Source organism: Treponema sp. Marseille-Q4132, from assembly GCF_014334835.1.
Lineage (GTDB): Bacteria > Spirochaetota > Spirochaetia > Treponematales > Treponemataceae > Treponema_D > Treponema_D paredis.
This window is the reverse complement of sequence record NZ_CP060591.1, coordinates 947,934-967,456: the sequence shown is the minus strand read 5'-3', so window position 1 is coordinate 967,456 and position 19,523 is coordinate 947,934. Positions and strand designations below refer to the sequence as shown.

The window sequence follows — 19,523 nt, the reverse complement described above, 5'->3', positions numbered from 1 at the left end:
GGTTGTTTATGGATCTTATTAAAATTAAAAATGCGGTTTCGGCTGCGCTTATAACTTTGTGTTTTGCGCTTCCGCTTTGTGCCGCTCCCGCAACGGTTGTTGCTGCGGAAGGCAAAGTGGAAGTCGAACGCGGCGGAAAATGGGTTCCGCTTGCCGTGAACGATATCGTTTCCGAAGGGGAAGTCATATCGACGGGGTTTAAGTCGAAAGCGACGCTGCGCTGTAAGGGTTCCTTGCTGCAGCTCGGCGCGCTTACGCGGGTTACCCTGGAAAAGCTTGTTGCAAGCGAAAAGAGCGATACGGTTGCCGTCTATTTGAATACGGGTGCGGTAAAATCTACGGTAAAACCCCTTGAAAACCGCCGTGTAAATTATACGGTGAGAAATCCCGTTGCAGTCGCTTCCGTCCGCGGTACGGAATTCGATTTTCGCGGAGACGGTGTGATTTCGTGTTCCGAGGGAGCTGTCGCCGCGTACAGCGCGCGTTCGTATATCGCTTCCGCTGTAAATGCCGTACCGGCTGAAGGAAAGTCGAACGCTGCAACTCCGGCTTCCGATATAGCGCCTTCGGCTCCGGCAGGTACCGTTGTCGTGCTGAGAGGGCAAGCCGCCGCGTTTTCTTCCGACGGCATGACTTCGGATCCGGCAACATCCGCATTCGCGGCCGCTTCGCAGGTCGCCGCAAGCATGAGAACTCCGGCCGAAACCGAAAGCGTCGGTACCGGTGTATCGATTGTCCGGAATGCGCAAGTACAGAAAAGCGTCGGAACGGTTAAAGTAAAGCTTTCGTTTGACAATTGATTTGAGACAGTTTTTATTTTTATCGATGTGAGATCGTTCGCATTCGGGGAAGATTTTTACTTTTCCGAATGCGCTTCGTTTTTAGAAGGGGTTTGTATTGCGCGGTATACGGGTAGACCGTGTGGTAAAATGTCGATGCGCTTGTTGACATAAAATCGTCACTTCTATATACTTACAAAACGCGTTTGCCCTTGTAGCTCAGTCGGTAGAGCGCAACCATGGTAAGGTTGAGGTCTGCAGTTCGATTCTGCACGGGGGCTCGAACAGTCGAAATTACTGTTTAAGTCAGAGGATATCATTATGGCGAGTAAAAAGAAAGGTGCTGTTGAAATCATTGCGCTGCAGTGCACGGAATGCAAACGAAAAAATTATACGACGATGAAAAACCGCAAAAACACGCAGGGTAAGCTTGAATTGAGTAAGTATTGCCCCTTCGACCGGAAGCATACCGTTCATAAAGAAACAAAAGTAAAATAGCGCGCAGACGGTGAGACGCGGCTTTCGGTTTGCGTTTTACTCGGAGCGTTCTGTCCGTTTTTAATTTTATAAAAACGGTTTTATATAGCCGATGTTTGCCGCACCCGTGCGCAAACGTCATTTTTTAGGCCAGTAGCTCAGCTGGTAGAGTTGCGGTCTCCAAAACCGCCTGTCGTGGGTTCGAATCCTGCCTGGCCTGTTATTTTAAGCGGGGGTACTATGTCAAAAGTTATTCAGTTTTTTCGCGAAAGCAAAGCCGAACTTAAAAAAGTCGTTTGGCCGTCCCGTGACGACGTTGTCTCTTCCGTAATCGTTGTTATCGTTTCGACCTTTGTCGTCGCCGTTATACTCGGTTTGCTCGATTTGGGATTTACCGCCGCGTTCCGCGCGATCATGAAATAGGAAAGCGCTGCATGGCAAAGAATTGGTATATTCTGCATACCTATACGGGGTATGAGCAGAAGATCGAAAAGACAATCAGATTGCTGCTCGAATCGAAAGATATAGATCCCGCTGTCGTTACGGATGTCAAAGTTCCCGTTGAAGAGATTATCGAATTAAAAGACGGTAAACAGCATTCGCGCAAAAATAAATTTTTACCGGGTTATATCATGCTCGAAATGGATTTGCCGGAGCTTGATTGGAAAAAGACGTGTACGGCGATCCGCCGCATTCAGGGCGTGACGGGTTTTGTCGGAACGAATCCGAGCGATCGTCCGCGCCCCATTTCCGCAGATGAAGCGAAAAATCTTTTGCAAAAGTCCGGCGCGATAAAGGGCGAAAAAACCGTGCGCGTCAAGCAGTCGTACGCCGTCGGCGACAAAGTGAAAATTATCGACGGTCCTTTTGCGTCGTTCAGCGGGGACATCGACGAAGTGAATACGGAAAAAGACAGGCTTCGCGTTACGGTGCAGATTTTCGGCCGCGCGACGCCCGTCGAAGTCAGCCTCATGCAGGTTGAAAAGATCTAGATATAACAAAGTTCGGAATCAGGATCCGTGCTTAAAAAGCGCGGACAAAATCTTTCCGCCGCACGCGCGGCGGGAGAGTATACCTGTTTTGGGAGAAGCGCCGGTCCGTCGGACATACGCGCTTCGCTAGGGATGCCGCATGCGGCACACCCGCACCAATTAAGGAGTTCATTATGGCTGGAAAAAAGGTTACGGCTGTCATTAAACTGCAGTGCCCTGCAGGAGCTGCGACGCCGGCGCCCCCGATCGGTCCCGCGTTGGGCCCGCACGGAGTGAGCGCGCCGAAATTTGTCCAAGAATTCAACGACAGAACGAAAAAGATGGAAAAGGGACTTATCATCCCCGTCGTTCTCACCGTCTATCAGGACAAATCCTACACGTTTATCTTAAAGACCCCGCCTGCCGCCGTCCTCATCAAAAAGGCGCTCAAGCTGGAAAAGGGTTCGGGAAATCCGCTCCGCGATAAAGTCGGAAAGCTTACTCAAAAGGATCTCGAAGAGATCGCCAAGACGAAGCTCCCCGATGTCAACGCGAACGATCTCGAAGCGGCAAAAAAAATTATCGCCGGTACTGCACGCAGTATGGGCGTCGATGTGGAGGCATGATATGAAGCGTGGAAAAAAATATCGCGCGTCTGCAGCAAAATACGATCTTACGAAAAAATACCTCGTCGCCGACGCGTGCAAAATGGTGCAGGATATGAAATATGCCGCTTTCGATGAAACGGTCGAAGCTCATATTTCTCTCAAACTCGGCAAAAACGCAAGCGTCCGCGATACGCTCGTCTTTCCGAATCAGTTTACCGCTGAAAAGAAAGTACTCGTCTTTTGCAAAGACGACCGTGCAAAAGAAGCGCTCGACGCGGGTGCAACGTACGCCGGAGCCGACGAATATATTCAAAAGGTAAAAGACGGCTGGCTCGATTTCGACATTGCCGTCGCCACTCCCGATATGATGAAAGACGTCGGCCGCCTCGGTATGGTGCTCGGACGCAAAGGTCTTATGCCGAACCCGAAGACGGGAACGGTTACGAACGACATCGTTCACGCGATCGGCGAACTCAAAAAAGGACGCACCGAATTCCGCGCGGATAAAGGCGGCGTCATTCACATTGCGGTCGGCAAAGTGTCGATGGATCCCGGTAAAGTCGCGGAAAACGTCGATGTACTTTTAAACGAAGTGCGCCGACGCAAACCGGTCGATGCGAAAGCGGGTTATATCGCGACCGTTTCCCTGAGTTCTACGATGGGACCCGGCGTATGGATCGACTATAAGGAAGGAGAATAATCATGGCCGTCAAAGCAAAAAAAGTGCAGCCTGCAAAAACGGCTGCGATAGAAGAAGCGAAAAAGACATTTGCCGATTACAACGACTTCATTTTCGCCGATTACCGCGGTATGACGGTCGAACAGATCACGCAGCTTCGTAAAAAGCTCCGCGAACAGAGCGCCGCCCTTAAAGTCGTCAAAAACAATTTCGCGCGCATCGCGTTTGCGGATATGCAGATCGACAATGTTGCCGATTACCTTAAAGGACCGACCGTCGTCGCGATGGTAAAAGAAGATTCGAACGAAGTTGCAAAGACGATGTTCGACTTTACGAAAGACGCGCCGACTTTGAACGTCAAAGGCGGTTTTATCGGCAAAGAGATTTACGATGCGGCGAAGATTTCGGAGTTTTCGAAGATTCCGGGCAAAAAGACGCTCATCGCGATGCTCATGTCCGCAATCAACGGACCTGCCCGCCAGCTCGCAGCGACGCTGCAGGCCTATGTCGACAAAAAATCGGCCGGCGGAGATGCTTCACCCGAAGCACCGAAAGCGGAAGAAGCGCCGGCTGCTCCGGCAGCCGATGCGGCTCCTGCGTCTGAAGCACCTAAAGCCGATGCGGCTCCCGCCGAAAAACCGGCAGAGGGCACAGCCGAAGCTCCGAAAGCGGATGCCGCTCCCGAAGCGTAAGGTTCTTTAAACGCGCTCCGGATGATTTCGGCGCGCGTATTGCTCGGAGCGCGATCTTTGAAATGCCGAAGATGCGTGAACGAAAGTGCGTACCGGATTTCGATGTGCGCGCGTCGCGGGCAAAATCGCATACGGGGTTGCAGTACTTTGCAAAATCCCGGCACTGTGTGTATAAACTGCGGTCAGGCTTCATTGCTGTCGACTGTCCGCATAAAAACCGGCCGTCTTTTTAAAAAGACGAAGCCGGAATCGTTCCGTACGGGACGAATAATTATTATTTTTTAGGAGAAGATAATATGGCAGCACTTACGAATGAAGAGATTCTCGAAGCAATTGCGAACATGACGGTTCAGCAGGCAGCCGATCTCGTCAAAGCGATGGAAGAAAAATTCGGCGTTACGGCGGCGGCTCCCGTAGCTGTTGCGGCGGCACCCGGCGCGGCCGGAGGAGCGGCAGCCGAAGAGCAGAGCGACTTTACGATCACGCTCGAAAAATTCGATCCGGCGAAAAAGATTCCGGTTATCAAAGCGATCCGCGAAATTACGGGACTGGGTCTCGGAGAAGCGAAGACGCTCGTCGAAGGCGCTCCGAAAGTCGTCAAAGAAGGCGTCAGCAAAGCGGATGCCGACAAGATCATCGCCCAGCTCACGGAAGCCGGCGGTACCGCAAGCAAAAAATAAGCAATTTGCATTTGACGGAAATCTTGAAAAATCGAAATTTTTCGAGACTTCCGTACGGAAACGAAGCCGTTCGAAGATTTCGGTTTTCGAACGGTTTTCTCGATTTTCCGAACGGTTAAACGAAACGCTGAAATAGCGCGTCTCGTTTAACTTCGAGTTTTCTTGCAGGAAACTCGACTATATACGCGTGCGCAATCGCGCACCGATTGCACAGCTCCTAAATCCGAAGATTTACTCGCTGTGCAATTTTAAGGAAGGTTTAAAGCGCCGCTGAAATAGCGCGGCACTTTTAACATCGAGTTTTCTTTCGAAAACTCGCGGATATAGGTGTGCGCTTGCGCGCACCAATTGCACAGCTCCTAAATCCGAAGATTTACTCGCTGTGCAATTTTAAGGAACGATTGAAACGCCTGCGAAAAAAGGCGGAATCGAATCGCGCTCGAATATATCCTGCGCGCTTTTCCGCCGTTTTGCGGCAAACCCGCCGTTTCCGAGTCAACACGGAAACACGAGGCGCCTTTCGTGCTGAGGAGAGTTTCTCCTTGTAGCGGAAGAACGCCCGACTTCACATAGAGGAACCAGATGTTCGCAAAAACCCGAACGATCGATCGCCGCTACATCGGCAAAGACATCCGCAATTTCATGGACGTGCCCGATCTTATTTCGATTCAGACTTCGTCGTATGAAAGTTTTCTTCAAGCAAACAAAATTAAAAATCGCGAAAAGCCGCTCGAACAGGGACTGCAGGAAGTATTTACGTCCGTGTTTCCGATCGAAAGCCCGAACGGCGATATGAACCTCGAATTCGATTCGTACGAACTCGATTTCAACAATATTAAATTTTCCGAACTCGAATGCAAGCAAAAGGGTTTAACCTATGCCGTGCCGCTGAAAGCGGTCATCAAGCTCGTGTTTCTCCAGACGGGAACCATTTTGCAAAAAGACATATACATGGGCGACATCCCGCTCATGACCGACAGAGGCACCTTTATCATAAACGGAGCGGAGCGCGTCGTCGTTTCACAGATCCATAGGTCGCCGGGCGTCATCTTTTGCCATGACAAGGGCGTCTATTCGAGCCGCATCATTCCGTATCGCGGTTCATGGCTCGAATTCGAAATCGACCAAAAGAAAGAATTGATCTTTGCCAAAATCGACCGCAAAAAGAAAATCCTCGGTACGATTTTGCTGCGTGCGCTCGGCTACAATACGCGCGAACAGATTATCCGCTGTTTTTATGCGACGGAAGAAGTGCCTGTAAAGAGCGATAACGCTTCCCGCGAAAAGCTCGTCGATAAAGTACTGGCGAGCGCGGTTATCCTGCGCGACAAAGATACGAACGAAGAAAAGCGCCTGTTCAATGCCGGCATCCGCCTGCACCCGCACGAAATCGACGATCTCATCGCAAACGGCGTGAGTAAAATCGTCGTCATCAAATTCGATACGAGAGGCAAGGGCGCCGACGAAAAAAACGAATCGCTCAATTCGCAGATGATCATCAACTGCTTTGAGCGCGAAGAAGTGCGTTACGTCAAAGAAGGTTCCGTCGATATGGAACCGACGAAAGAGGACGCGCTTTCGGCCGTCTACCAGATCCTTATGCCGGGAGAGCCGATCACCGTCGAAGCCGCCGAAAAGGATTTGGCGTCCATGTTCTTTTCCGAACGCCGCTACGATTTGGGAAGAGTCGGCCGCTATAAGCTTAACAAAAAATTCGACTACAAAGATGATGTCGAAGACTTTACGCTTATCCGCGAAGATGTCATTCAGACGATGAAGTATCTCATCAAAGTATACATCGGCGACGAGCAGATAGACGATATCGACCACCTCGGCAACCGGCGCATCCGTTCCGTCGGCGAACTCATGACGAATCAGCTGAAGACGGCGTTCAATCGCATGGAACGCATAGCAAAAGAACGCATGAGTTTAAAAGAAACGGAAACGATGAAGCCGCAGGATTTGATTTCCATCAAACCGATCGTCGCATCCATCAAAGAATTTTTCGGTTCGTCGCAGCTTTCGCAGTTTATGGATCAAGTCAATCCGCTTGCCGAGCTCACGCACAAGAGGCGCTTGAACGCGCTCGGACCCGGTGGGCTTTCCCGCGAAAGGGCGGGCTTCGAAGTGCGCGACGTCCACTATTCGCATTACGGACGCATGTGTCCGATCGAAACACCTGAAGGGCCGAACATCGGTCTCATCGTTTCGCTTGCAATCTTTACGCGCATCAACGATTACGGCTTTCTCGAAGCTCCGTACCGCAAAGTCGAAAATGGCAAAGTGACGGGTAAAGTCGAATACCTTTCCGCGATGGACGAAGACAAATACTACATCGGACAGGTCGTCGAAGGCATCGGCAAAGACGGTTCGTTTTCAGCCGATATGATTTCGTGCCGCAACCGCGGAAACTATACGCAGCGCTCGCCGAAAGACGTGCAGTATATAGACGTTTCGCCGCGCCAAGTCATTTCCGTTTCCGCATCCCTCGTTCCCTTCCTCGAACACGACGACGCGAACCGCGCGCTCATGGGCTGCAATATGCAGCGCCAGGCGGTACCGCTCCTGTTCCCCGAACCGCCGATCGTCGGCACCGGCATGGAGCAAAAGACGGCCTACGATTCGGGCGTTCTCATCAAAGCGAAACACGCGGGTGAAGTGGTATCGGTGACGAGCGACTGTATCAAAGTAAAACCGGAAGGTGCAAAAAAGACCGACCCGCTCGACGAATACATCCTGCTCAAATACCAGCGCACGAATCAGGATACCTGCTATCACCAGCGGCCGACCGTTTCCGTCGGAGAAACGGTAAAAGAAGGAGATGTGCTCGCCGACGGACCTGCGACGTTCAACGGAGAGCTTGCGCTCGGACGCAATATCCTCGTCGGTTTTGTGCCGTGGAACGGATACAATTACGAAGACGCCGTCCTTATCTCTCAGCGCGTCGTTCGCGAAGATATGTATACGTCGATCCACATAAAAGAATTTACGATCGAAATCCGCGAAACGAAACTCGGTCCCGAAAAGATCACGCGCGACGTTCCGAACACCGCTTCGAAAACGCTCGACAATCTCGACGTGGAAGGCATCATCAGAGTCGGCGCTAAAGTGAGAAGCGGCGACATTTTGGTCGGAAAGGTTACGCCGAAAAGCGAAACCGAAACGACGCCCGAATTCAAATTATTAAATTCGATATTCGGTGAAAAAGCAAAAGAAGTGCGTGATTCGTCGCTGCGCGTTCCTCACGGCGTCGAAGGCGTCGTCATCGATATACAGCGGCTGCGGAGGACTCAGGGAGACGATTTGAACCCCGGCGTCGATGAAGTCGTCAAAGTGCTTATCGCAAACAAGCGCAAGCTCTGCGAAGGCGACAAGATGGCCGGACGCCACGGAAACAAGGGCGTCGTCGCGCGCATCCTTCCGATCGAAGATATGCCGTACCTCGAAGACGGCACACCGCTCGACGTTTGCTTGAATCCGCTCGGTGTTCCGTCCCGTATGAATATCGGACAGATCATGGAAAGCGAACTCGGCATGGCCGGCCGCTATTTGAGTCAGTACTACGAGTGCCCCGCTTTCCAAACACCCAGTCAGGAACAGATTGCGGAAAAACTCAAAGAAGCCGGTCTTTCTCCCGACTGCAAACAAATCGTGCACGACGGGCGCACCGGAGTTCCCTTCGTCAATCCGATCTTTGTCGGCGTCATTTACTTTATGAAGCTGCACCACCTCGTTGACGATAAAATGCACGCTCGCTCGACCGGTCCCTATTCGCTCGTTACGCAGCAGCCGCTCGGAGGCAAAGCGCAGTTCGGCGGTCAGCGTTTGGGCGAAATGGAAGTATGGGCGCTCGAAGCCTACGGCGCGGCGAATACGCTGCAGGAGATGATGACGATCAAGTCGGACGATATGAACGGCCGTTCGAAGATTTACGAGTCGATCGTCAAAGGCGACCCGTCGTCTCCCGCCGGAGTGCCGGAATCGTTCAACGTACTCGTACAGGAGCTGCGCGGTCTTGCGCTCGACTTTACGATTTATGATGCGAAGGGCAAGCAGATCGCCCTGACGGAACGCGATCAGGAATTGATCGATAAAGCCGCTTCCGGTTTTGACAAGGAGAATGCCAATGCGTGATATTCAGGATTTTGACAGCCTTAAAATAAAACTCGCTTCTCCCGATACGATCCGCGCGTGGTCGTACGGTGAAGTGAAAAAACCCGAAACGATAAATTACCGCACGCTGCGTCCCGAAAAAGACGGACTCTTTTGCGAGCGTATTTTCGGCACGACAAAAGAATGGGAATGCTATTGCGGAAAATTCAAATCGATCCGCTACAAAGGCGTTATCTGCGACCGCTGCGGCGTCGAAGTGACCGATTTTAAAGTGCGCCGCGAACGCACGGGACACATCGAGCTTGCGGCTCCGGTGAGCCATATTTGGTATTACCGCTCGGTGCCGAGCCGCATGGGACTCCTGCTCGATCTGCAGGTTGCATCTTTACGCTCGGTGCTTTATTACGAAAAGTACATCGTCATAGAGCCGGGCGACACCGATTTGAAAAAGATGCAGCTTTTGACCGAAGACGAATACAACGAAGCGCGCGAACGCTACGGTGAAACTTTTACCGCGGATATGGGCGCCGAAGCGATCAAAACGCTGCTCGAAGGACTCGACCTCGACGCGCTCGCCGCCGAGCTTCGCGCAAAGATGATCGAAAAAGGTTCAAAGAGCGACAAGCGGCTTTTAAAGCGCATCGAAATCGTGGAGCATTTCCGCGAATCGGGCAATAAAGCGAGCTGGATGATTTTGGACGTCGTTCCCGTCATTCCGCCGGATCTGCGTCCGATGGTACAGCTTGACGGCGGCCGCTTTGCGACATCCGATCTGAACGATCTCTACCGCCGCGTCATAAACCGCAACAACCGTTTAAAGCGGCTGCAGCAGCTTTCGGCTCCCGATATCATCATCAGAAACGAAAAGCGTATGCTGCAGGAAGCAGTCGATGCGCTCTTCGACAACAGTAAACGAAAACGCGTCGTAAAAGGCGCATCGAATCGTCCGCTCAAATCGATAAGCGATATGCTCAAAGGAAAGCAGGGGCGCTTCCGCCAAAACCTGCTCGGAAAACGCGTCGATTATTCGGGACGCTCCGTCATCGTCGTCGGCCCTGAACTGCATTTGTGGCAGTGCGGACTTCCGACGAAGATGGCGCTTGAACTCTTCAAGCCCTTTATCATGAAAAAGCTCGTCGATAAAGACGTCGTGTTCAATATCAAAAAAGCGAAAATGCTTGTCGAACAGGAATCGCCTGAAGTGTACGCGATCCTCGATGAAGTGGTGCGCGAACACCCTGTTATGCTGAACCGCGCGCCGACTTTGCACCGGCTCGGCATTCTCGCCTTCGAACCCATACTTGTCGAAGGCAAAGCGATCAAACTGCATCCGCTCGCGTGTAAATCGTTCAACGCGGACTTCGACGGCGACCAGATGGCGATCCATGTGCCGCTGACGCAGGCGGCGCAGATGGAGTGCTGGACGCTCATGCTTTCTGCGCGCAACTTGCTCGATCCCGCAAACGGCAACACGATCGTCTATCCGTCTCAGGATATGGTGCTCGGCATCTACTATATGACGTCGGTCAAACCGAACGCAAAGGGTACGGGAAGACGCTTCAGTTCGAGCGACGAAGCGCGCATGGCCGCCGAATACGGCAGTATCGAATGGCAGGCTGCGATCAAAGCTCCCGTTCAAAAAGCTCCGTACAACGGCAAAGTGATCGAAACGACGGCGGGCATCCTCGCGTTCAACGAAGAGATGCCGGACGAAGTGGACTACGTAAACGAGCAGATGGACGACAAAAAGCTGCGCAAAATGATCGAACACGTGTATCACACGAAGGGCCCTTGGCTCACGATAAAGATGCTCGACGCGATCAAAGCATGCGGTTATAAAAACGCGACCTTCTACGGCGCGACGCTTTCCATGGACGATATCCTCGTTCCCGACGAAAAGAAAAAGATGGTCGACAAAGCGAACAAAGAAGTCGAAGAGATCGTCGGACAGTATTCGAAAGGTATCATCACTGCCGAAGAGCGTTATCAAAAAGTTACCGACTTGTGGGCGAGAACGAACGATGAACTTTCAAAGATAATGATGGACAACCTCGCCAAAGACAAAGACGGTTTCAACACGATTTACATGATGGCGAAGTCGGGCGCGCGCGGTTCTCCGAAACAGATTTCACAGCTTGCGGCGATGCGCGGCCTTATGGCAAAACCGAACGGCGACATCATCGAACTGCCGATCCGCTCGAACTTTAAAGAAGGTTTGTCCGTTATCGAATTCTTCATTTCGACGAACGGTGCGCGAAAAGGTTTGTCGGATACCGCACTCAAAACCGCGGACGCAGGTTATATGACGCGGAGGCTTGTCGACGTTGCGCAGGATGTCGTCGTCAACGAAGACGACTGCGGTACGATCAACGGCATCGACTATGCGGCAATCAAAGACGGAGACGAAGTTATCGTTCCGCTTTCCGAGCGCATCGTCGGCCACTATACGATCGAGCGCGTCATCCATCCGATTACCGGAGAACTTTTGTGCGATGTCAACCGCTACATAGACGGCGATTTGGCGAAAAAAATCGATGAAGCGGGCGTCGAAAAAGTAAAGCTGCGCACCGTGCTTACGTGCGAAGCGCACCACGGCATCTGTGTTCGCTGCTACGGACAAAACCTCGCGCGGAACAAAATCGTCGAAATCGGAGAAGCCGTCGGTATCATTGCGGCTCAGTCGATCGGACAGCCGGGTACGCAGCTTACGCTCAGAACCTTCCACTCGGGAGGGGCTGCCGAAAAGACAACGGAAGAAAATCACATCGTTCTCAAATTCAACGCCTTTATCAAAGAGGTCGCGGGTACGCACGTAGAAGTAAAAGGCGGCAAGTGGCTCTTTACGCGCAAAGGCTTTATGACCGTTATCCGCATTATCGATGAAATCAAAATCGGTAAAGATGCGTCCGTCAAAGTAAAAGACGGAGACCGCATCTTAAAGGGCAGTGTCGTTATGACGGCAAAGAGCGGAGAAGTAAAAGCGTCCGCCGATGCGAAAATTATGATCATCGGCGATACGGTTTATTTGACGAGCAGCGAAGTGAAAGTCGAAATCGCAAACGGTTCGACGATCTACGCCAAAGCGGGCGACATAGTTGCTGCGGGAAAGCCGATCGGAGAATTCGATCCGTTCAGCGAACCGATCATCGCCGAAAGCGACGGCTACGTGCACTTTGAAGACATCATCGTCGGTTCGACGCTCGAAGAGCGGCACGATATGCAGACGGGAAACATCGAACGCATCATCACCGATTTGCACTTGGACGTAAAGCAGCCGCGTATTCTCATCACGGATGAAGCGGGTAACGAACTCGGAAGCTATTATCTGCCGGCGGGCGCCGTTTTGAACGTCGACGACAAAAAGCAGATCGCCGCGGGCGTTACGCTTGCAAGGCTGCCGAAAGTCGCGGCGAAATCGAGCGATATCACCGGCGGTCTTCCGCGCGTTTCCGAACTCTTCGAAGCGCGCAAGCCGAGAAATCCGTCCGTGCTTGCGAAGATTTCGGGGCTTGTCAAATTTAAGGGAATCACCAAAGGCAAGCGCATGGTGACGGTCGAAGACGAATTCGGCAAAGTGCACGATCACGCCGTTCCGATGAACAAGCGCATGCTCGTGCGCGACGGCGACCGCGTGGAAGCGGGAGAGCCGCTGTGCGACGGTTCTCCGAGCCCCCACGACATTCTCGCCATCCTCGGTGAAAACGCGCTGCAAAATTATCTTATGGATGAAATCCAGCAGGTGTACCGTGCGCAGGGCGTCGATATCAACGACAAGCACATCGGTATCATCGTGCGCCAGATGCTGCGCAAAGTTGAAATCGTTGCAGTCGGCGATACGCACTTTATCTACGGGCAGCAAGTGGACAAATACAAATTCCACGAAGAAAATAAGCGCGTAAAAGACGAAGGCGGACAGCCGGCTACCGGCCGCCCGATGTTCCAGGGGATCACGAAAGCTTCGCTCGGCGTCGATTCCTTTATTTCGGCGGCATCGTTCCAGGAAACCACGCGCGTACTCACGAACGCCGCAATTTCCGGTTCGACAGATTACCTGCACGGCATCAAAGAAAACGTTGCAATCGGTCACATGATCCCCGCAGGAACGGGCATCAGAAATTACCGTCACATCAAGCTTTTCGACGGAAGCGACAGGGATTTGGATATCCAGATGGATGAAATCCTCGAACGCCGCCGTATCGAAAAAGAGCAGGAAGCACTCCGTATGACGGAAGAAGATGCGGCTTTCGATGCGGAAGAGCCGGAAGCGGATTGAGCTATTGACGAGAGACGGGGGAATGAAGTATCATATAATTCCCCCGTTTTCAGGATAACGGCGGATTATATTCCGGGGTGCTGACCGGGATTTTGTTAAAGATTATTAATTATTGCGATAGGAGATAGGCAATGCCTACAATTAATCAGTTGATTCATCAGGGACGCAAGTCGAGCGCAAACAGAACGAAAGCGCCCGCTCTCGATTCGTGTCCGCAAAAACGCGGCGTATGCACTCGTGTTATGACGATGACGCCGAAAAAACCGAATTCCGCGCTTCGAAAAATTGCGCGTGTGCGGCTCAGCAACGGTATGGAAGTGACTGCATATATTCCGGGTATCGGTCATAATTTGCAGGAACACTCGGTCGTGCTCGTGCGCGGCGGACGTGTAAAGGATTTGCCGGGTGTACGTTATCACATTATCCGCGGCACGAAAGATACGCTCGGTGTCGACGGACGCAAACGCGGCCGCTCGAAATACGGCGCAAAACGCGCTAAAGCGTAACGGGGGATCAGAAAATGGGAAGACATAAAAAATCGATCGATCGTCCCGTTATGCCGGACGTAAAATACAACAGCAAAGTCGTTTCGAAATTCATCACGCGCATGATGCTGCAGGGTAAAAAAGAAACGTGCAAGCGTCTCGTGTACACCGCGATGGATAATTTAAAAGCCAAAACCGACAAAGATCCGCTCGAAGTGTTTTTGAAAGCGCTCGAAAACGTCAAGCCGATGGTGGAAGTAAAATCCCGCCGCGTCGGAGGCGCGACCTATCAGGTTCCGGTTGAAATCCGCGACGTGCGCAAAGAAGCGCTTGCAATGCGCTGGATCATCACAGCCGCCCGCAACAGAAACGGACACGGTATGGCAGAAACGCTTGCCGCCGAATTGCTCGATGCGTACAACAGCACGGGTACGGCGTTTAAGAAAAAAGAAGATACGCATAAAATGGCCGAAGCGAACAAAGCGTTTGCACACTACCGCTGGTAGTTTTCGACGATCCGAAAATCTTTCAAAGAGCGCCGTTCACGTCTGTGGGCGGCGTTTTTTAATAGGTCGGGTATCGGAAATTGGCAAAAACGCTTGACTAAGCCCCGCCTTTTCCGATACAATGACCGATACGCGCAGTGTAAGACGGTGCTGCATAATCCCCGTTTTGTGTGCGGCTGTTTTGCGCGCATTATTTTAATAATCAGGAGTGTTGCCATGTACGCACTTATCGAATATAAGGGCAAACAATATAAAGCGGAAAAAGGCGCCGTTTTAACGGTCGACAAATTGAGCGAAGAAAAGGGTTCGACCGTCGAACTCGATTCCGTTTTGCTCGTAAGCGACGGCGACAAAATCAGCGTCGGCGCTCCGTACGTTGCGGGCGCTAAAGTCAAAATCGAAGTCGGGGAAACGTTCCGTGACAAAAAAGTGCTTGTGTTCAAATACAAAGCGAAAAAGGATTACCACAGGCTTATCGGGCACAGACAGGCGTATACGAAAGTTACCGTAACGGAGATTATCGGCGCGTAATGATTTCCGTGCTGCTCACCTGCGGCAAAGACGGAGCGCTCGCATCGTGCAGGGCGCGGGGACACGCGCATTTTGCCGAGAGGGGAGGCGACATCGTCTGCAGCGCCGTTACGGTTTTGCTGCGTACGACGATGCAAGTACTTTCCGAGACGGAAGGTATTTTGGTTCGAGCCGACGCTTCGGAGCGGGGGAGCTTGGATTTCGATGTGAGTGCGGAAAGCGCACCGGCGGAATCACGGGCGGCGCTCGTATATGCCGGGCGATTTTTGGAAGCGGGACTTGCTTCCCTTGTGCGGGAATATCCGCTCAACGTAGAATTGAAGATACAAACTGATTAAACGAGGTATACTATGGGAAGATCGAGAGGCGGCAGCGGCGCCAAAAACGGACGCGATTCCAATCCGAAAAGTTTAGGCGTAAAGCGATACGGCGGAGAAGCGGTTACGGCCGGTTCCATACTTGTCAAACAGCGCGGAACAAAATTTTTTCCGGGCAGCAATGTAAAGCGCGCGGGCGACGACAGCCTGTATGCGACGGCGGACGGTAAAGTCGTCTACCACGAACGGATGAACAGAAAATATATTTCCGTTGCTCCGGCAAACGCGTAAAATTTTGTTTGACACTATGACGATACCCGGTTCAGCACAGCCTGCGCCGGGTATTTTTATTTAGGGTAATTTTAAATGAAAATAGCAGGGCAACTGCACTGGAAATGTATACACAGAAAAGAAGCGTATACTTACACAAGAAAAGGCGGAACGCGAGGCAGCGGAACTGCCGCCGAGCCGCTCAGACCGAGTTTAAACGGGGCGCTAAAATAGCGCGTCCCGTTTAACTGTAAGTTTGCGAGACAAACTTGTGTATCTACGTGTGTGCTTTCGCACACGAGTACGGCATTTTCGAAAATTGACATTTTCTGCAATGCCGTACTATAAAGAATGGCAAGCAAACTTTTTGCGAAAAAAGTTTGTGTAGTCCGATTCCGATCACGGTCTGCCGCGGCGTACGGCAGGCTGCTGTCGGGAGTGTAGCCGATTTTTTATGTTACACCCTATTTTTAGAGACTATAGGTTTCCAGTGCGGTTGCCCCGGATATAAACAAGAGAATAGTATGGTACAGTTTGCAGATGAAGCGGTAATCGAAGTCCGTTCGGGAAAAGGCGGGAACGGCTGCATCGCGTTTCGCAGGGAAAAATATATTCCGCGAGGGGGACCGAACGGTGGAGACGGCGGCAAGGGAGGCGACGTCGTGTTTTGCATCAAGCGCAATATGCGCACGCTTGCAAAACTCCGCAATCAAGTCGTCTTTAAAGCGAAAAACGGCGGCGACGGTTCGGGTTGGAACAAATACGGCAAAGACGGAGAAGATGTCGTTATCGCCGTTCCGCCCGGCACGACGATACGGGACGCCGAAACGGACGAACTCATTCACGATTTTACCGACGAAGACGAAAACGAGCGCTTCGTTTTTTTAACGGGCGGTAAGGGCGGCTGGGGCAATGTCCATTTCAAGTCGTCGACGAATCAGGCGCCGCGCTACGCGCATCCGGGCACTCCGGGAGAAGTGAGAAAGCTCCGACTCGAACTTTCGATCATAGCCGACGCGGGTCTCGTCGGTTTTCCGAATGCCGGAAAATCGTCGCTTTTAAATGCGTTTACGAATGCGCGTCCGAAAATCGCGCCCTATCCGTTTACGACGAAAATCCCCAACTTGGGAGTGCTCCGCGTCGACGGAGAGCGCGATATCATCATCGCCGATATACCGGGAATTATCGAAGGCGCGTCCGAAGGCGCAGGACTCGGGTTTAAATTTTTAAAACACATTTCACGCACGGCTTGTCTCATCTATATAATCGACTGCTCCGACGAAAGCTGTATGACCGCTTACGCTACGCTGAAAAAAGAGATCGCTTCGTATTCGCCCGAGCTCGCCGCAAAGCCGAAAATGGTACTGTGCAATAAAATCGACGTGGAAGGTGCTGCGGAAAACGCACAAAAAATTATTAAATCGATTCGTGAAACGGAAAAGGAAACTCCCGTTATCGCGATTTCGGTTACCGCGAATATGAATATGAGAAGCGCAAAGATCGGGATCATCGATATGGTCGATGCCGCTTCGGGCGTAGAGTCTGAGGCTCGGGACGGAGAGACTTCTCTCGGAAATGATGAGTCGTCGTTCCTTTCGACGCGGTCGGTCGACGAAAATATGGAAACGCAGTATCCGGGGACGGAGCGCTCATGAAAATCGCTTTGCTCGGCGGCGCGTTCAATCCGCTGCATATCGGACACGCCATGCTTGCCGAAATCGCAGTAAAAGAGCTCGGTTTCGACAAAGTGCTCTTCGTTCCGACATATATCCCGCCGCATAAACGTTTTACGGATGCGGCTTCTGCGAAAGACAGGCTCGGCATGGTGCGCTCGTTTTGTAAAGATTCTCCGCACTTTGCCGCCGAAGCGTGCGAAATCCGGCGCGGAGGCATTTCATACACTTTCGATACGCTTGAGTATATTATTAAAAAATTCGGTGGCTCAATCGAAGGAAAGCCCGCGCTCATCATCGGGGAGGAAAATGCGCGCGAGTTCGAAAAGTGGTACCGCGCATCCGATGTCGCATCCCTTGCCGATATCGTCATTGCGCGGAGACGGGACGGAGACAAGGGGGAAGCGCTCAAAGCCTTTCAAAATACGCCTCTGGGAAATTATACCGGCGGATTTGACGGAGGAGAGGCGTCCGTGTCTTTTCCGTTTCCGCACAAACTTCTCGACAATCCTCAGCTTACGCTTTCTTCGACCGAAATCCGCTCCCGCATCGGTTCGGGAAAAAGCTGGCGTTACCTTGTTCCCGAAAGCATTTTTCGATATATTATACGGAAACGGCTCTATGGATACGGAAGATTCTGATTGCATCTCCGCGCTCACCGAACGCGTCAAAAATTATGCGAAAGAGGTTTTAACAAAAGAGCGCTACGAACATTCGCTGCGCGTCGCCGAAACCGCTTCCCGGCTTTGTAAAAAATACGGATTGGACGCTTCGCGCGGCTATCTTGCGGGTATCGCGCACGATATGTGCAAAGACATGAGCGGCGAAAAGATCGCGGCGCTTGCCTGCGAGGACGGAAAAGCGATTTCGGAGCTTGAAGCGCAAAAGCCTTCGCTCTTGCACGGACGCGCGGCAGCTCTTATGCTCCGCCGCGATTTCGGCGTAACCGATAAAGACATACTGCAGGCGGTCGCCGTGCACACGTTCGGAGAAGAAGGTATGTGCCCTCTTTCGAAAGCCGTTTATGCGGCGGATAAAATCGAACCCGGCCGTCCGCAGGCGACAAAAGCGTATACGGCGTCTCTCGATCGTCTTTCGCTCGACGAACTCGTAGAAAAAGTACTGGCCGACGGAATCGCGTATTTGAAAAAAAAGGGATGCGCCGTCGCGCCCGAATCGGAAAAACTTTTGCGCTCGTTGAATCGCCGTTAGATTGTTAAGGAGTTGTTACGATATATGCATATCCGTGACGAACAAAAAGGCATACTGTTTTTGATCCTCATATTCGCCATCATCGCGGGCGTTTCCGTTTTTATCGCGATGTCGCTTCGCACCGATACGGTCGGCAAAAGCCTCGAAAACGATCAGGTGATCCGCACGCTGTATGTGCTCGACGACGGCGGCGGAAATGCGCTTATGACGGAAGTCGTCATTTATTATCCGGTTTCGAAAAAAGCGGCCGTCGTCAATATCCCGTACAATGTCGGCGGCATCTACCGCGTACTCGAAGGTGTCGAAGGCACGCAGGGACGCACCGACGGTATCGCGGTCATCTATCGCGAAAAGGGAATAGGCGCTTATCTCCGGCAGATCGAAACGCTGCTCGGAACGTCGATCCCCTTTTATTCGATCGTAAAGCTCGACGATTTTATCACGCTGACCGATATGATGGGCGGCTTGCGCGTTTTTATTTCCGCACCGGTAGACTCTCTTTCCCCGGACGGGGAGCGCTGGCTTTTGCCCTCCGGTGCGGTAACGCTCGACGGCGATAAAGTTTCGACCTATCTTCGTTACCGTTTGAGCGAAGAGACCGATACCGATGTATACGAGCGTTATCAAAACATCATGATCGCTTATTTTACGCAGCTAGGCGAAAACAAAGCCATGGTGCTCGCGAAAAAAAATATCGATAAATTTTTGCCGCTTTTTTCATCGAACCTCGATGCGAAAGATTTTATCACGCACATGTCGCTGCTTGCGGAGATGAACACGGAATATATCATGAGGCAAAACGTAACGGGAAGAGTGAGTACCGTCGACGGCAAACAGCTCGTCTTTCCGCTCAACGGCGGCGAGTTTATCAAACAGGCTGTCGCTCAGTCGACGAATATGCTCATATCCACCGGCAACACGATGACGAGCCGTATTTACGTGCTTGAAATACAAAACGGCACGACGGTACAGGGACTCGCGCACAATACGGCGATTTTGTTTCAAAACGCGAGCTACGATATTTTGAGTACGCAGAATGCCGACAGAAACGATTACGAAAAGACGGTGATCATCGATCATATAGGCAACAGGGAAATCGCGAAAATGGTCGGCGATTTTATCCGCTGCACGAATATTCAGGAAGAAGAAGTGAGGAGCGACAGTTCGAACGAATCGGTTGCGAGCGTCGACTTTACGATTATATTGGGAAAAGATTTTGACGGCCGCTATGTGCGCCCGTCCGCAAATTGACACAAG

Annotated in this window: 19 protein-coding genes and 2 tRNA genes; all 21 read left to right on the top strand. The window is 51.9% G+C overall.

The features are described 5' to 3' along the window. The first annotated feature begins 8 nt into the window (after positions 1-8). The 21 genes from H9I35_RS04505 to H9I35_RS04405 all read left to right on the top strand — a co-directional run bounded on the left by H9I35_RS04505 (position 9) and on the right by H9I35_RS04405 (position 19,517). On the top strand, positions 9-800 hold the full coding sequence (locus H9I35_RS04505; protein WP_187420399.1) for a FecR family protein: 792 nt from the start codon (positions 9-11) through the stop codon (positions 798-800). A gap of 187 nt (positions 801-987) precedes the next feature. Beyond that, positions 988-1,060 (top strand) — tRNA-Thr (locus H9I35_RS04500). A gap of 40 nt (positions 1,061-1,100) precedes the next feature. Then, positions 1,101-1,277 carry a 50S ribosomal protein L33 gene (gene rpmG, locus H9I35_RS04495; RefSeq protein WP_021330783.1) on the top strand — a complete coding sequence of 59 codons (177 nt, stop codon included), beginning with the start codon at positions 1,101-1,103 and terminating at the stop codon, positions 1,275-1,277. Positions 1,278-1,403: 126 nt separating this feature from the next. Continuing rightward, a tRNA-Trp gene (locus H9I35_RS04490) sits at positions 1,404-1,476 on the top strand. Between the two features lie 20 nt (positions 1,477-1,496). After that, the gene (gene secE / locus H9I35_RS04485) at positions 1,497-1,679 is read left to right on the top strand and encodes a preprotein translocase subunit SecE (RefSeq protein ID WP_016521744.1); all 183 of its coding nucleotides are present in this window, start codon (positions 1,497-1,499) and stop codon (positions 1,677-1,679) included. Positions 1,680-1,690: 11 nt separating this feature from the next. Further along, positions 1,691-2,248: a transcription termination/antitermination protein NusG gene (gene nusG / locus H9I35_RS04480; RefSeq protein WP_187420398.1), complete on the top strand. Its 558-nt coding sequence runs from the start codon at positions 1,691-1,693 to the stop codon at positions 2,246-2,248. Positions 2,249-2,421: 173 nt separating this feature from the next. Continuing rightward, positions 2,422-2,853 carry a 50S ribosomal protein L11 gene (gene rplK / locus H9I35_RS04475; protein ID WP_187420397.1) on the top strand — a complete coding sequence of 144 codons (432 nt, stop codon included), beginning with the start codon at positions 2,422-2,424 and terminating at the stop codon, positions 2,851-2,853. Between the two features lies 1 nt (position 2,854). Beyond that, positions 2,855-3,535 (top strand): 50S ribosomal protein L1, encoded by a 681-nt coding sequence (rplA, locus tag H9I35_RS04470; protein ID WP_016521741.1) that lies wholly within the window; start codon positions 2,855-2,857, stop codon positions 3,533-3,535. 2 nt (positions 3,536-3,537) lie between these two features. Next, positions 3,538-4,206, top strand: coding sequence for a 50S ribosomal protein L10 (gene rplJ / locus H9I35_RS04465; RefSeq protein ID WP_187420396.1), 669 nt, complete (start codon positions 3,538-3,540; stop codon positions 4,204-4,206). Between the two features lie 296 nt (positions 4,207-4,502). Further along, on the top strand, positions 4,503-4,886 hold the full coding sequence (rplL, locus tag H9I35_RS04460) for a 50S ribosomal protein L7/L12 (protein ID WP_187420395.1): 384 nt from the start codon (positions 4,503-4,505) through the stop codon (positions 4,884-4,886). Between the two features lie 582 nt (positions 4,887-5,468). Beyond that, positions 5,469-9,020: a DNA-directed RNA polymerase subunit beta gene (gene rpoB / locus H9I35_RS04455; RefSeq protein WP_187420394.1), complete on the top strand. Its 3,552-nt coding sequence runs from the start codon at positions 5,469-5,471 to the stop codon at positions 9,018-9,020. Continuing rightward, the gene (rpoC, locus tag H9I35_RS04450) at positions 9,013-13,272 is read left to right on the top strand and encodes a DNA-directed RNA polymerase subunit beta' (protein WP_187420393.1); all 4,260 of its coding nucleotides are present in this window, start codon (positions 9,013-9,015) and stop codon (positions 13,270-13,272) included. Before rpoB ends, rpoC begins: the two co-directional genes overlap by 8 nt. 131 nt (positions 13,273-13,403) lie before the next feature. Then, positions 13,404-13,778 carry a 30S ribosomal protein S12 gene (gene rpsL, locus H9I35_RS04445; protein ID WP_016521736.1) on the top strand — a complete coding sequence of 125 codons (375 nt, stop codon included), beginning with the start codon at positions 13,404-13,406 and terminating at the stop codon, positions 13,776-13,778. Between the two features lie 14 nt (positions 13,779-13,792). Next, complete coding sequence (rpsG, locus tag H9I35_RS04440; protein WP_187420392.1) at positions 13,793-14,263, top strand: 30S ribosomal protein S7; 471 nt, start codon at positions 13,793-13,795, stop codon at positions 14,261-14,263. 216 nt (positions 14,264-14,479) lie between these two features. Then, complete coding sequence (gene rplU / locus H9I35_RS04435) at positions 14,480-14,794, top strand: 50S ribosomal protein L21 (RefSeq protein ID WP_187420391.1); 315 nt, start codon at positions 14,480-14,482, stop codon at positions 14,792-14,794. Further along, positions 14,794-15,132 (top strand): ribosomal-processing cysteine protease Prp, encoded by a 339-nt coding sequence (locus H9I35_RS04430; protein ID WP_187420390.1) that lies wholly within the window; start codon positions 14,794-14,796, stop codon positions 15,130-15,132. The genes rplU and H9I35_RS04430 overlap by 1 nt, the downstream gene beginning before the upstream one ends. Positions 15,133-15,144: 12 nt before the next feature. After that, entirely contained in the window at positions 15,145-15,402 is a 258-nt protein-coding gene (rpmA, locus tag H9I35_RS04425; protein WP_016521732.1) for a 50S ribosomal protein L27, read from the top strand. Positions 15,403-15,905: 503 nt separating this feature from the next. Continuing rightward, a complete protein-coding gene (gene obgE / locus H9I35_RS04420) occupies positions 15,906-17,036 on the top strand; it encodes a GTPase ObgE (protein ID WP_187420389.1) in 1,131 nt (376 codons plus the stop codon). After that, complete coding sequence (gene nadD, locus H9I35_RS04415) at positions 17,033-17,695, top strand: nicotinate (nicotinamide) nucleotide adenylyltransferase (protein WP_187420388.1); 663 nt, start codon at positions 17,033-17,035, stop codon at positions 17,693-17,695. The genes obgE and nadD overlap by 4 nt, the downstream gene beginning before the upstream one ends. Beyond that, positions 17,676-18,266, top strand: coding sequence for a bis(5'-nucleosyl)-tetraphosphatase (symmetrical) YqeK (gene yqeK / locus H9I35_RS04410; protein ID WP_187420387.1), 591 nt, complete (start codon positions 17,676-17,678; stop codon positions 18,264-18,266). Before nadD ends, yqeK begins: the two co-directional genes overlap by 20 nt. 24 nt (positions 18,267-18,290) lie before the next feature. Next, positions 18,291-19,517, top strand: coding sequence for an LCP family protein (locus H9I35_RS04405; protein WP_187420386.1), 1,227 nt, complete (start codon positions 18,291-18,293; stop codon positions 19,515-19,517). The last annotated feature ends 6 nt before the right edge of the window (positions 19,518-19,523 follow it).

What these genes read in the sequence shown, in the direction of transcription:
- secE (WP_016521744.1), top strand. Translation starts at nt 1,497, where the DNA reads ATGTCAAAAGTTATTCAGTTTTTTCGCGAAAGCAAAGCCGAACTTAAA.
- rplJ (WP_187420396.1), top strand. Translation starts at nt 3,538, where the DNA reads ATGGCCGTCAAAGCAAAAAAAGTGCAGCCTGCAAAAACGGCTGCGATA.
- rpmA (WP_016521732.1), top strand. Translation starts at nt 15,145, where the DNA reads ATGGGAAGATCGAGAGGCGGCAGCGGCGCCAAAAACGGACGCGATTCC.
- H9I35_RS04430 (WP_187420390.1), top strand. Translation starts at nt 14,794, where the DNA reads ATGATTTCCGTGCTGCTCACCTGCGGCAAAGACGGAGCGCTCGCATCG.
- rpsG (WP_187420392.1), top strand. Translation starts at nt 13,793, where the DNA reads ATGGGAAGACATAAAAAATCGATCGATCGTCCCGTTATGCCGGACGTA.
- rpsL (WP_016521736.1), top strand. Translation starts at nt 13,404, where the DNA reads ATGCCTACAATTAATCAGTTGATTCATCAGGGACGCAAGTCGAGCGCA.
- rplU (WP_187420391.1), top strand. Translation starts at nt 14,480, where the DNA reads ATGTACGCACTTATCGAATATAAGGGCAAACAATATAAAGCGGAAAAA.
- rplK (WP_187420397.1), top strand. Translation starts at nt 2,422, where the DNA reads ATGGCTGGAAAAAAGGTTACGGCTGTCATTAAACTGCAGTGCCCTGCA.
- nadD (WP_187420388.1), top strand. Translation starts at nt 17,033, where the DNA reads ATGAAAATCGCTTTGCTCGGCGGCGCGTTCAATCCGCTGCATATCGGA.
- H9I35_RS04505 (WP_187420399.1), top strand. Translation starts at nt 9, where the DNA reads ATGGATCTTATTAAAATTAAAAATGCGGTTTCGGCTGCGCTTATAACT.
- rpoC (WP_187420393.1), top strand. Translation starts at nt 9,013, where the DNA reads ATGCGTGATATTCAGGATTTTGACAGCCTTAAAATAAAACTCGCTTCT.
- rpmG (WP_021330783.1), top strand. Translation starts at nt 1,101, where the DNA reads ATGGCGAGTAAAAAGAAAGGTGCTGTTGAAATCATTGCGCTGCAGTGC.
- rplL (WP_187420395.1), top strand. Translation starts at nt 4,503, where the DNA reads ATGGCAGCACTTACGAATGAAGAGATTCTCGAAGCAATTGCGAACATG.
- rplA (WP_016521741.1), top strand. Translation starts at nt 2,855, where the DNA reads ATGAAGCGTGGAAAAAAATATCGCGCGTCTGCAGCAAAATACGATCTT.
- obgE (WP_187420389.1), top strand. Translation starts at nt 15,906, where the DNA reads ATGGTACAGTTTGCAGATGAAGCGGTAATCGAAGTCCGTTCGGGAAAA.
- H9I35_RS04405 (WP_187420386.1), top strand. Translation starts at nt 18,291, where the DNA reads ATGCATATCCGTGACGAACAAAAAGGCATACTGTTTTTGATCCTCATA.
- yqeK (WP_187420387.1), top strand. Translation starts at nt 17,676, where the DNA reads ATGGATACGGAAGATTCTGATTGCATCTCCGCGCTCACCGAACGCGTC.
- nusG (WP_187420398.1), top strand. Translation starts at nt 1,691, where the DNA reads ATGGCAAAGAATTGGTATATTCTGCATACCTATACGGGGTATGAGCAG.
- rpoB (WP_187420394.1), top strand. Translation starts at nt 5,469, where the DNA reads ATGTTCGCAAAAACCCGAACGATCGATCGCCGCTACATCGGCAAAGAC.